This window comes from Butyricimonas hominis (assembly GCF_014287455.1).
GTDB lineage: Bacteria > Bacteroidota > Bacteroidia > Bacteroidales > Marinifilaceae > Butyricimonas > Butyricimonas muris.
The window spans coordinates 49,991-61,666 of the sequence record NZ_JACOOH010000007.1; the positions used below are offsets into that span (position 1 = coordinate 49,991).

The 11,676-nt window shown below is 46.0% G+C and carries 12 protein-coding genes; 5 read left to right on the top strand and 7 right to left on the bottom strand.

Going from position 1 to position 11,676, the window contains the following annotated elements; genetic code table 11:
* Positions 1–40: 40 nt before the first annotated feature.
* The 3 genes from H8S64_RS15410 to H8S64_RS15420 all read left to right on the top strand — a co-directional run bounded on the left by H8S64_RS15410 (position 41) and on the right by H8S64_RS15420 (position 3,562).
* Positions 41–1,333, top strand: a complete 1,293-nt coding sequence (locus H8S64_RS15410; protein ID WP_186977222.1) for a UDP-N-acetylmuramoyl-tripeptide--D-alanyl-D-alanine ligase — start codon at positions 41–43, stop codon at positions 1,331–1,333.
* A gap of 11 nt (positions 1,334–1,344) precedes the next feature.
* On the top strand, positions 1,345–2,079 hold the full coding sequence (locus H8S64_RS15415) for a polyprenol monophosphomannose synthase (RefSeq protein ID WP_222621194.1): 735 nt from the start codon (positions 1,345–1,347) through the stop codon (positions 2,077–2,079).
* A 157-nt stretch (positions 2,080–2,236) separates the two neighbouring features.
* Positions 2,237–3,562, top strand: a complete 1,326-nt coding sequence (locus H8S64_RS15420) for a dihydroorotase (protein WP_186977224.1) — start codon at positions 2,237–2,239, stop codon at positions 3,560–3,562.
* Between the two features lie 26 nt (positions 3,563–3,588).
* Here H8S64_RS15420 and H8S64_RS15425 read toward each other — a convergent pair whose 3' ends face one another.
* Both H8S64_RS15425 and purD read right to left on the bottom strand, forming a co-directional pair.
* Positions 3,589–4,563, bottom strand: coding sequence for a hypothetical protein (locus tag H8S64_RS15425; protein ID WP_186977226.1), 975 nt, complete (start codon positions 4,561–4,563; stop codon positions 3,589–3,591).
* A 12-nt stretch (positions 4,564–4,575) separates the two neighbouring features.
* Positions 4,576–5,844 (bottom strand): phosphoribosylamine--glycine ligase, encoded by a 1,269-nt coding sequence (gene purD / locus H8S64_RS15430; RefSeq protein ID WP_186977227.1) that lies wholly within the window; start codon positions 5,842–5,844, stop codon positions 4,576–4,578.
* Between the two features lie 143 nt (positions 5,845–5,987).
* Here purD and H8S64_RS15435 point away from each other — a divergent pair, with 143 nt between their 5' ends.
* The gene (locus H8S64_RS15435; RefSeq protein ID WP_099289996.1) at positions 5,988–6,563 is read left to right on the top strand and encodes a Fic/DOC family protein; all 576 of its coding nucleotides are present in this window, start codon (positions 5,988–5,990) and stop codon (positions 6,561–6,563) included.
* Here the strand turns inward: H8S64_RS15435 and H8S64_RS15440 are convergent.
* The 4 genes from H8S64_RS15440 to H8S64_RS15455 form a co-directional block, all read right to left on the bottom strand.
* Positions 6,547–6,717, bottom strand: coding sequence for a hypothetical protein (locus H8S64_RS15440; RefSeq protein WP_176554860.1), 171 nt, complete (start codon positions 6,715–6,717; stop codon positions 6,547–6,549). The genes H8S64_RS15435 and H8S64_RS15440 overlap by 17 nt on opposite strands.
* Before the next feature lie 84 nt (positions 6,718–6,801).
* Positions 6,802–7,464 (bottom strand): DUF2461 domain-containing protein, encoded by a 663-nt coding sequence (locus tag H8S64_RS15445; RefSeq protein ID WP_186977230.1) that lies wholly within the window; start codon positions 7,462–7,464, stop codon positions 6,802–6,804.
* A 39-nt stretch (positions 7,465–7,503) separates the two neighbouring features.
* Positions 7,504–8,055 (bottom strand): cob(I)yrinic acid a,c-diamide adenosyltransferase, encoded by a 552-nt coding sequence (locus H8S64_RS15450; RefSeq protein WP_186977232.1) that lies wholly within the window; start codon positions 8,053–8,055, stop codon positions 7,504–7,506.
* 128 nt (positions 8,056–8,183) lie between these two features.
* Entirely contained in the window at positions 8,184–8,804 is a 621-nt protein-coding gene (locus tag H8S64_RS15455) for a hypothetical protein (RefSeq protein ID WP_186977234.1), read from the bottom strand.
* Between the two features lie 130 nt (positions 8,805–8,934).
* Between H8S64_RS15455 and recG the strand changes: the two genes are divergently transcribed.
* Positions 8,935–11,037, top strand: a complete 2,103-nt coding sequence (gene recG / locus H8S64_RS15460) for an ATP-dependent DNA helicase RecG (RefSeq protein ID WP_186977583.1) — start codon at positions 8,935–8,937, stop codon at positions 11,035–11,037.
* A gap of 109 nt (positions 11,038–11,146) precedes the next feature.
* On the opposite strand, the gene H8S64_RS15465 is transcribed toward recG, so the two are convergent.
* Positions 11,147–11,629, bottom strand: a complete 483-nt coding sequence (locus tag H8S64_RS15465) for a DUF3332 domain-containing protein (protein WP_186977236.1) — start codon at positions 11,627–11,629, stop codon at positions 11,147–11,149.
* Positions 11,630–11,676 lie beyond the last annotated feature (47 nt).

An 11,676-nucleotide genomic window follows, 5' to 3' on the forward strand; every position in this document is an offset into this window, starting at 1 on the left:
ATTTTTATAAATTTGTAATTCCTATCGAATAAAACGAAAGATGGAAGAATTAGAATCTATATACAAGGCCTTCCGGGAAGGCGGTCGGGTTACCACCGACTCCCGGGAAATAAAAGAAGGGGATATATTTATTGCCTTAAAAGGGGAAAATCATAACGGTAACACATTCGCAGATAAAGCTATAGCACAAGGAGCAAGGTACGTCGTCATTGATGAAGCCGAGTACAACATCTCGCCCCGGTGCGTACTCGTTCCCGATGCATTACACTTTCTGCAACAACTGGCGAATCATCACCGCAGACAGTTAAACATCCCCATTTTAGGTATCACCGGGACAAACGGCAAGACAACCACGAAAGAATTATGCCATGCCGTACTCTCGAAAAAGTACAAAACCGTTGCCACCAAAGGTAATTTGAATAACCATATCGGGGTTCCGCTCACCTTGCTCAGCATGGATGCAGACACGGAATTCGGCATCGTGGAAATGGGTGCCAACCACCCCGGTGAAATCAAAGACCTGTGCGAAATCGCGGAACCGGATTACGGGATTATAACCAACATCGGTTACGCGCATTTGGAAGGTTTCGGCAGTTACGAGAATATCATCGAAACAAAAAGCGCCCTGTACAAATCCGTCAAGGCGAAACAAGGTATTCTTTTCGTGAACGGGGAAGATGAACTGCTTTGCCGCCTGTCCGAGGATGCGAAACGCTACACTTACGGTGCAGATGGAGATTTAGTCAAGGGCGAGATAGCGCAAACCACACCCTATCTGGTGTACACGCTAAAAACCCGCCAAGGGCATCTTTATATACGTACCAAGCTGATCGGGGGCTATAACTTCGACAATGCCATGGCAGCCTCTGCCGCGGGAATATTTTTCGAGGTAGACCCGCTGCAAATACAGGCAGCGATAGAAGCCTACACGCCCTCGAATCTACGCTCCCAATTACTGAAAACCGAACAGAATACCATCATTCTGGACGCGTACAACGCTAATCTCAGCAGTATGCGGGCGGCTATTTCCAACTTCGCGGAAATGAAAGCGGACAACAAACTCATCATTATCGGCGAAATGCGGGAACTTGGGGACATATCACACGAAGCGCACCGGGAAATCATGGATATGATCGCAAATCACAATTTCCCGCGAGTATTTGTCGTGGGGCATAATTTTGAATCTATCATAAATAACTATACATTTACAACCTATTTTCCCGACACGGATACTCTGATTGAACATTTAAAAACGCATGAAGTGGTAAATTCTTTCATTTTGGTGAAAGGCTCCCGGGGGAACAAGTTGGAACGGATTATTGACTATTTATAAAATATATCGTTATGAACGACAGAGTTGTCATCATACCTACCTATAACGAGAAAGAGAATATCGAAAACATTCTCCGACACGTTTTCACGCTTACCCCGGCATTTGATGCCCTTGTTATCGAGGATAATTCTCCCGATGGAACGGCACAAATCGTCAAACGCCTGCAAACCGAGTTCCCGCAACTCCACATGATCGAGCGAAAGGGGAAATTGGGATTAGGCACCGCTTACATCGCCGGATTCAAATGGGCTCTGGAACACGGGTACAACTACATTTTCGAGATGGACGCGGACTTTTCGCATAACCCGGACGATCTGGTGAAACTTTACAACGCTTGTGCTTCGGGAGAGGGCGACATGGCTATCGGCTCCCGCTACGTCACCGGCGTCAACGTTGTGAACTGGCCTATGGGACGGGTACTGATGTCTTACTTTGCTTCCAAGTACGTGCGAATGATCACGGGCATGAAAGTACATGACGCCACAGCCGGATTCGTGTGCTACACGAGAAAGGTTCTGGAAGAAATCAACTTGGACAAAATCCGATTCAAAGGATACGCATTCCAGATCGAAATGAAATTCACGACATGGATACTCGGGTTCAAACTGAAAGAAGTCCCGATTATCTTCACCGACCGCACCCTAGGCACGTCCAAAATGAGCGGTGGTATATTCAACGAAGCATTCTGGGGTGTCATCACCATGAAACTCAGAAGCATCGGGAAACGTAAAAAGAGAATAAATTAATTCTGTGATTGCCGACGGATTAATTTACGATTTATGAATTACGATTTACGATTTTAGAAGCATCGGTTAACGGAAAATCATAAATCAAGAAATTAACAGAAATCTAAATCTCAGAATTATTCAATCGTAAATCAAAAATCGTAAATCATAAATTAATATGCTTATTCACGGTGGAACAATCATAAACGAAGGGAGAACATTTAAAGGTGATATTCTTATTCAAAACGACAGAATCGAGAAAATCATTGAAGGCGGAATCACTGAAATCCCCAAGGGTGTAAAAGTCATTGACGCGACGGGGAAATTTATTATACCCGGCGTGATTGACGACCAAGTACATTTTCGCGAACCGGGTTTAACCCACAAGGGGGATATCGGGGAAGGAAGCCGTGCCGCGGCAGCAGGTGGGGTCACTTCGTTCATGGATATGCCCAATGTGAAGCCGCCCACCGTCACGAACGAATTGTTGCGGGAAAAACAACAAATCGCCCGGGAGAACGCTGTCGTGAATTATTCATTCTACCTTGGAGCAACCGTGGATAACATTGACGAGATCAGAAATATCGATCCCCACACTACCTGCGGGGTAAAAGTATTCATGGGTTCATCCACGGGCAACATGCTCGTCGATAGCCCGGAAGCACTGGAACGCATATTTGCCGAATCTCCCGTTTTAATTGCCACGCACTGCGAGGATACTCCCACGATTAACCGGAATCTGGCACTTCTTCAAGAAATGCTCGGCGACAACATCCCCACGTATTGCCACCCCGTGATCCGCAGCCGGGAAGCATGCTACAAGAGTTCCTCTTTGGCCGCAGCATTGGCTCACAAGCACAACAGCCGCCTGCACATACTCCACTTAAGCACGGAAGAGGAAGTGACTCTGCTAGACGAAGGCCCCAGAAAAGAAAAGCGTATCACCGGGGAAGTTTGTGTCCACCATTTATGGTTCAACAGCAAGGCATACATCACGAAAGGCTCCCTCGTGAAATGGAATCCGGCAATCAAGGCAGAGAGTGACAGGAAGGCATTGTTGCAAGGGCTGAATGAACACCGTCTGGACGTCGTTGCCACCGACCACGCCCCCCACTTGCCGGAAGAGAAAGCCGGTGTTTATACCAAATCGGCAAGCGGCGGCCCCATGGTACAACATTCGCTGGTGGTCATGCTGGAACTCATGGAACGGGGTGAAATCACGCTTGAAAACGTCGTTGACAAAATGTGCCATGCCCCTGCTGATATCTTTCATGTCGAGGAAAGAGGCTACTTGCGGGAAGGCTACAAGGCGGATATCGCCATCTTTGAAAAACACCCGTGGACGGTCAGGAAAAGAAATTTACGATACAAATGCGGTTGGTCGCCATTGGAAGGAATGACATTTACTTATAAAGTGGCAACAACAATCGTGAATGGACAAATCGTGTACAACAACGGTAAAATCAACGAGAAGGTACGCGGAGAGATGTTGACATTCTACTAGAGTACGACATTTGTACCCTGTATATTCTACCAAATAGTCCAAACACACGCCGTCAACATGAGGAGAAACAACACGTTTCCCAACCATAGGATGCGATGTGAAATAAAATATTGCGAAAACAAGTAGGACAAGGGTATCGCAAGTATCAGCATGATGCCGTGGCAATTGAATGGAATAAAAAACAAGGAACTGCCCGCAAATAATAGCATCGAGAGCATTGAAAATATGCCTCTCCGTTGCGCAACAATTGCCGTCGAAGAGTTCACGATCACGTTGTACAACGACACGATAATCAGTACCCCGAAAACGATATAGGCAGCCAGTTTCTCCGGCATCAACCTCCAGAAACCTTCCCCCGCTAACAACGTTTCCGAGAACACTGCTGGAAGTTCGAATAATTGATCTGTCCAGAAATAGTAGGCAGCAGTAAAAAACAGGGTAGTAAAAAAGCCGATAAACAAAGCTACCAAGTCCTTGACATTCGCACGACCGGAGAAAGGCAATACCACGATAGCCCAAAGCAACAACGACACTAACTTGGGACAAAGCAAGACTGCCAAACAAGTAAACAAACCAAACCCGAACACGGGAGCATTGGAGTTCGAGTGCACGATAGCCGACTGCAAACGGGATATCGCCACAATCATGCAAAATGCTGCCAGCAGGTAATTATTCACGCCATAATGACAAATAATTCCCGCCGACATCAAAGCATAGAACAACGCGGGCAACACGGTAATACGGGATAAAAATTTGTACCGGTCCGCGATAAAGAAGATCAGAAAAGACAAGCACAACAACACGAACATCCCTGCCGCCTTTAACCAAAGAAGATGCTGGTTTTCGTTTAAAAAAGGAAATGAGATTAAACCATTCTCACGGCAAATGATTCCCCCGTCTCCATCCAACGTGAAACGTAAAAATGCTATTGCTGCCAGAATAAACGGCAACAAATATAACAAATACAAATTTTTCGACTTCAGTACCGAATTGAATCCCATTTTCTTCGAGCGCTATAAATCAAACCCTATATCACGCCTGAAATTCATTCCCTCGAAATGAATTTTCGCCACGTTCTTGTATGATTGAGTCAAAGCCTCTTTCATGGTATCGCCATACGAGCTGACAGCCAATACGCGCCCCCCGTTTGTCAACACTTTCCCGTCTGTCAATTTTGTTCCCGCATGAAACACGATACTACCCTCCACGTTCTCCAATCCGGTAATAACCTTTCCTTTCTCGTAATCTCCCGGGTAACCCTGCGATACCAACATGACCGTTGTGCAAAAACGGGAATCCAAATCAAAAGCGGCTTGTTTTAACTCGCCCTTCGCCATCGCCTCGAATAAAGATAAGATATCCGTCTTCAATCTCGGTAACACTACTTCCGTTTCCGGATCACCCATACGCACGTTGTACTCGATCACGTAAGGATCACCCGCAACATTCATCAACCCGAAGAAAACGAATCCCTTGTAATCGATACCTTCCTCACGGAAACCCTCTATCGTCGGGCGTACAATCCGCTCTTCCACCTTCCGGTTGAACTCCTCGTCGGCAAACGGCACCGGAGAAACGGCTCCCATTCCACCCGTGTTCAATCCGGTATCCCCTTCCCCGATACGTTTGTAATCTTTGGCAGAGCCTAATATCTTATAATCTTTCCCGTCCGTGAGGGCGAACACGGAAAGCTCTATCCCGCTCAAGAATTCCTCTATCACCACTCGATTGCCCGCCTTACCGAACTTACCGCCCAACATCAAGCGGAGTTCACTTTTCGCCTCCTCGATATCATTCAATATCAAGACACCCTTACCGGCAGCCAGTCCGTCAGCCTTCAACACGTAAGGCGGTTTCAGTGTTTTCAGAAAATCAATCCCGTCCTCTATATTTTCTTTCGTCACGGTCAAGTAACCCGCCGTCGGGATATGGTGACGAATCATAAATTCTTTCGCGAAATCCTTGCTCCCTTCCAATATCGCTCCCGCCTTTCCGGGACCCACGATCATCAAGTGTGCAAAACGGGCATCAGCCTCGAAATAATCCCGAATACCTTCCACCAGCGGATCTTCCGGTCCCACGACCAACATCTCGATGCCGTTATTCTCGACAAATGTAGCCAATGCCTCGAAGTCCGTCACCTTAATATTCACGTTCTCCGCAATCCCGGCAGTTCCGGCATTTCCCGGTGCAACATATAACGTTGTCAATCTCTCACTCTCGTTTATTTTCCACGCCAACGCATGCTCGCGTCCGCCACTACCCAATAATAATACCTTCATTGTTATCTTATAATAATTACAACTTGTAACTCGGCTTTACCGAATGACAAAGATAGCGGTTAATCACAAATCATAAATCATAAATCTTAAATAAATTTGGTGATATTGACAGATTTCCATAACTTTGAAGCAAATCGAACGCCATGAACAGATACTCGACCAATGGTGAAGAGGGTGAAATACTCCACAACTTACTCGGACTTACCGACGAGGAAGCAATACACAATGCCGAGTTCGAGGGCTTTTTGACTGCCGAAATTCTATTTACAGAGAACCTGACGCCCAAAACGAAATTCACGATAAAATACATTTGCGACATCCACCGTACCGCGTTAAAAGAGCTCTACTCTTTTGCCGGGCATTTCCGCTCCGTGAATGTATCGAAAGGGGGATTCGTCTTTCCGGCCGGACGCTTTATCCCGGATAATATGCGAATTTTTGAAGAAGAGATACTGGCACATCTTCCGGATCACTACGCTCATCAAGAGGAGTTAATCAAGGACATCGCCAAAGTACATGGGGAATTGCTTTTCATTCATCCATTCCGGGAGGGAAACGGACGGACAGCACGTATACTTGCCAATCTAATGGCTCGCAAACAAGGTTATACAGGATTGAATTTCAGACGAGTGAATTTCGACGAGTATATTATAGCCGTTCAGCAAGTAGCCCGCAAAGACTACTCCAGAATGGAAAAGATCATTACTTACGCATTTTAAGTTTCAAATTCACCCGTTCGAGAATAGTGTACGCCGTCTCTTGGGAAATCTTTATTCCTTCCAATTGAAACGAGGTTATCATTCCCTGCAAAATCTCTTCCCGGACCGTGGCGTTTTTCACTAGCTGCGGCATTTTTTCTTTTGTTTTTTCCATACTACAAATATACGACTTTTCCCCTTATTATCAAAGCCATTCAAAGGAAAAACACGTTCATTTTCAATTTTCAATTCTCCATTTTCAATTATTCCACGTCTCTTCCACCGTGTAATTCAAGAAACGATGAAAAGGTTTCATCAACAACAAACGGTCAACCACCCTCTCGACCGCATCCTCACCCTCGAAAAATGCATCCGGCACACCGTGAGTAACAGTATACGCCTTGAATTTCAACATTTCTGCCTCCGGGAAGTCCTTCGGGAAAGGAGCGGGTACTTTCTTCAATTTTTCTCCGTCCAACCGGTAATACTTGGCAAACTCTTTATCCCGGACAATACCCGTGAATTCATCAATATTATCATACACGTCTTGCCGCAACGCTTTCAATAAAGATGGCTCCGGACACCATACTCCCCCGGCAAGCAAGCAGTTACCCGGTTCGATATGCACGTAATACCCCGAACGAGGACTCTTTTTACCGCCCCTCACCATGTACGCCCCGATATGTGTCTTGTAGGGTTGCTTGTTCGGGGAAAAACGCGTATCCCGGTAGATTCTGAAGATACAATCTTTCGCTTCCAACCCCTCGACCTCCGGTTCCACGACAGCCAACGCCGCTATGACACGATTAATAAATGCCTCGTGCTCTGCCTTTATTCTCAAATACCACTCTTTATTGGCATGAAACCAATCCCGGTCGTTATTCTCTCTTAATGCCTCTAAAAAACGAAATATCTCTTGCATTGATGATTTATGATTTAAGATTAAATGATTCTGTGATTCCTACGCTCTCGGAATCCACTTGGCTTCTTCCAAACCGCAATCTTTTGCCAGCTTGCGTCCCAGTACAAACAAGTAATCGGAAAGCCTGTTCACGTAACGTACAATCACGTCCTCTACCTCGATTTCCTCGCCCATGTCAATGATCCGACGTTCCACCCGACGGCAAACCGTGCGAGCGATATGACAAGCCGACACGGCAGGATGTCCCCCCGGCAGCACGAAATATTGCAAAGGCGGTAATTCCTCGTCCATCCGGTCAATTGCCCGCTCCAGAAAAGCCACATCCTCTTCCGTGCAGGGCATCTTTTTTTGCATATTACTCACCGACGTATCCGTCGCGAGGTTCGCACCCACGACAAACAACACGTTTTGAATTTCTATTAACTCTTTCACACTAACCTCGTCAATCGGGTACGACCGGATCATTCCCAAATGACTATTCAACTCATCTACCCCGCCATACGCTTCCAAACGTATATTATTTTTCGGTACCCGAGTTCCCCCGATTAATGCCGTAGTTCCTTTATCCCCTGTTTTCGTGTAAACCTTCATTCAATTTTAGATTTTAAATTTTAGATTTATGATTCCCACTGTCCCCGCACTCATTCGATAATCTCAAATTCAGCAATTCTTCAATCACCGAATCCATTCATTTTCAATTTTCAACTTTCAATTTTCAATTAAATTATCATATTATACCTCCCCTTTTGCAACCGTTCATCGAAAAAAACAATCCCGTACCACATCATATCGATCGACACCGTTCCTTCTTGACGCAATTGCCGCCAAACGAGGGAATTAAACCGACCTTTGTAAATGTCTTTTATCACGACGCACAAAGGTCCTTTCTTGCGTTCCCGCAAAACCTCTTCCCAAGATTCATGCCAATCCGCCTCGAATGCACGTCCTAAAAACAGCAAGTCTATCTCCCTTCCTTTCATCTCCGCGGGAGTCACACGTCCCGTGTATTCCGCCCCGGGACAATCATGTCCCCCGTTCAACACGTTCATCTGCTTTGAGACCGCAGCTAAATAACGGGACACCCACGGGTTCTCCACTCCCACGCATAATACCTCCCGAAACGAAAAATAATCCGCCAATCGGAAAATTAACCGATATAACTTTCGTTCTTTCTCCCGGACATTGCCCATTGCCTCGATACGCGCAAAATCATAATACTCCGCCTTTTCCTTTATCACGTTCGTGATCAAGTCAAACACAAAAGGGGAATGTACCCCGTACCCTCTCTTGTGACGAAATCGAATAGCATGCTTAAACCGTTGTTTCAAATAATTATACATCTCCCGACGAACAATTAATCTATATTATTTATCCTACGAAAATAAAATTTATTCCCGACATGCTCAACTAAAGTCATCTATTTTTTTTACTTTCGTTCGTGAAATTCGATACTATTAAATTTAATTGAGCATTTTGGAACTGGCAGGACTGAATATAAAGTTTATCCCGGGCGTCGGAGAAAAACGGGCATCGCTATTGGAGCAGGAAATGGGCATCCGGAGTTACGAGGATATGCTCTATTATACCCCGTACAAGTACATCGACCGCACCCGGATATATACCATAGGAGAACTCACGTCCGACCTCCCGTACATACAGGTCAAAGCCAAAATCATGAACCTGTCCGCCGTGGGAACTGGAAAACAGACCCGTATGGTTGCCACCGCGTACGACGGCACGGGGGAACTGGAACTGGTTTGGTTCACCGGCTACAAATACTTGACCAGCCAAATCCTACCCGAGAAAGAATACTTGATATTCGGGAAACCATCCGTGTTCAACCACAAATTGAATATCGTGCATCCCGAAATTGACTTGTACGAGGCAAACGCCAAACAACTCGTGGGTTTTCAAGCTATCTATCCGACCACGGAGAAGATGAAAAAAAGCTATCTGACCTCCCGCGTAATCAACAAGATTCAAGCAAATATCTTCAAAGCTATCAACGGCCGCATACAGGAAACCCTCCCGGCATGGTTTATCAAAAAGCACAATTTGATCTACCTGCACGAGGCTCTGTACAATATTCATTTCCCGGAGAACCCGGATATGTTGCGCAATGCCCAGTATCGCCTGAAGTTCGAAGAGTTGTTCTATATCCAACTCAATATATTAAAACTCAAATTCAACCGGAAAGCGGCATTCCAAGGCCATCCGTTTACCGTGGTGGGGAATTACTTCAATGATTTCTACCGCAATCACCTCCCCTTTCCCCTCACCGATGCCCAAAAACGGGTAATCAAGGAGATTCGTTCCGATTGCGGGTCGGGGAAACAAATGAATCGCCTGCTACAAGGCGATGTGGGAAGCGGGAAAACACTGGTTGCCGTAATGTGCATGCTTATCGCTCTGGATAACGGTTTTCAAGCAGCCATCATGGCGCCTACCGAAATCCTTGCCACACAACATTACGAAACGATTTCCGAACTTTTGAAAAATACCCCCATTAGCGTGGGGCTATTGACAGGCTCTACCAAAAAGAAAGAGCGGGATGTGCTGCATGATGCCCTTTCCGACGGCAGGTTACAAATACTGATTGGAACTCACGCCCTACTGGAAGATGTGGTTAGTTTCAAAAATATCGGGCTTGTCGTAATCGACGAGCAACATCGGTTCGGCGTCGCCCAGCGTGCCAAACTCTGGCAGAAGAACACGATTCCGCCCCACATGCTGGTCATGACCGCCACCCCGATTCCTCGAACGTTGGCAATGACACTGTACGGGGATCTGGACGTATCCGTAATCGACCAACTGCCACCGGGCAGGAAACCAATCACGACTCACCACGCTTTCGAGAATAAACGCTTGCAAGTCTACAAATTTATCCAGAAGGAACTGGAACTCGGACGGCAGGCATACATTGTCTACCCGCTCATTTCCGAATCCGAGAAAATGGATTACCGTAATCTGGAAGAGGGCTATGAACACGTGATGAGTTATTTCGACCCGCTCGGCTATAAAGTAGGCATCGTGCACGGTAAATTAAAACCTGCCGACAAGGACGAACACATGAGGCGTTTCGCATCCGGCGAAACCCGGATATTGGTAGCCACTACCGTCATTGAGGTCGGCGTGAACGTCCCGAACGCCTCCATTATGGTCATCGAGAGCGCCGAACGTTTCGGTCTGTCCCAACTTCATCAACTCCGGGGACGCGTGGGGCGGGGTGCAGATCAATCTTACTGCATTCTTATGACCTCGTACAAACTTTCCAACGAATCACGCAAACGCATCGAAACGATGACTTCCACGAACGACGGTTTCGAAATAGCAGAAGTCGATTTGAAGCTACGCGGACCGGGAGATATCGAGGGCACCCAGCAAAGTGGACTCACCTGCAACCTGCGGGTAGCCAACCTCGGAAAGGACGGACGTATACTAAATGAAGCCGCCCAAGCCGCCACGATTATTCTGGAAGATGATCCTTCCCTGCAAAAAGAAGAAAACCAAACCTTCGCCACACAAGTAAAACGGCTCTTCAAGACAAAAATCAATTGGCGATACATCAGCTAAATTCGCCTTCGGCGAGTTGCAGGTTACAAGTTGCATTTACCTTCGGTAAGTTACACGACAAAAAAGGACGCCTTTCGACGTCCTTTTTTATTCTCTATATTCCGAAAAATTAGTGAAGAGCAACAACTGCTTTCATCATCTTCTTCGTGTTTTTCATCAATTTTTGTTTTTCTTGACCGTTCATCAGATACCAAGCATCCTCTTCCGGATAATATTGGAATTCAGCAACAGCGTCAGATTCTTCGCTAGAGATCTCCATTTTGTTCATAGTTTTGGTTACAGTGTAAGATTTACCTGCAAACATCACTTGATCTTTCTCGATATCTCCGGCTTTCATGGCAACAGGATTGTTACCACCCCAGAATTCGATAGAGTTGAAGATCAAAGCATCACCCAAGCAGCACAATTCGTATGCCGGAAGGATGCATAATCCCAAAAATACCAACTCGTTCACGAATTTAGAATCAGAAACGCTACCGTTCCAATTGTGTAATTTGGATGTCAACGCGAAAGAGCCGAAACATCCGCTCAAAGCAACTGATGAAGCAGCGATTAAAGCAACTGCAACAAACCGATTAAAACTTTTCTTCATAACCTTATATTTAAAATTTAGTTTTGCTAAGATACAGCAATATTTAC

Bases quoted from the DNA above. Each gene is read 5' to 3' on its own strand.
- H8S64_RS15410 (WP_186977222.1), top strand. From the start codon at position 41: ATGGAAGAATTAGAATCTATATACAAGGCCTTCCGGGAAGGCGGTCGG.
- H8S64_RS15415 (WP_222621194.1), top strand. From the start codon at position 1,345: ATGAACGACAGAGTTGTCATCATACCTACCTATAACGAGAAAGAGAAT.
- H8S64_RS15420 (WP_186977224.1), top strand. From the start codon at position 2,237: ATGCTTATTCACGGTGGAACAATCATAAACGAAGGGAGAACATTTAAA.
- H8S64_RS15425 (WP_186977226.1), bottom strand. From the start codon at position 4,563: ATGGGATTCAATTCGGTACTGAAGTCGAAAAATTTGTATTTGTTATAT.
- purD (WP_186977227.1), bottom strand. From the start codon at position 5,844: ATGAAGGTATTATTATTGGGTAGTGGCGGACGCGAGCATGCGTTGGCG.
- H8S64_RS15435 (WP_099289996.1), top strand. From the start codon at position 5,988: ATGAACAGATACTCGACCAATGGTGAAGAGGGTGAAATACTCCACAAC.
- H8S64_RS15440 (WP_176554860.1), bottom strand. From the start codon at position 6,717: ATGGAAAAAACAAAAGAAAAAATGCCGCAGCTAGTGAAAAACGCCACG.
- H8S64_RS15445 (WP_186977230.1), bottom strand. From the start codon at position 7,464: ATGCAAGAGATATTTCGTTTTTTAGAGGCATTAAGAGAGAATAACGAC.
- H8S64_RS15450 (WP_186977232.1), bottom strand. From the start codon at position 8,055: ATGAAGGTTTACACGAAAACAGGGGATAAAGGAACTACGGCATTAATC.
- H8S64_RS15455 (WP_186977234.1), bottom strand. From the start codon at position 8,804: ATGTATAATTATTTGAAACAACGGTTTAAGCATGCTATTCGATTTCGT.
- H8S64_RS15465 (WP_186977236.1), bottom strand. From the start codon at position 11,629: ATGAAGAAAAGTTTTAATCGGTTTGTTGCAGTTGCTTTAATCGCTGCT.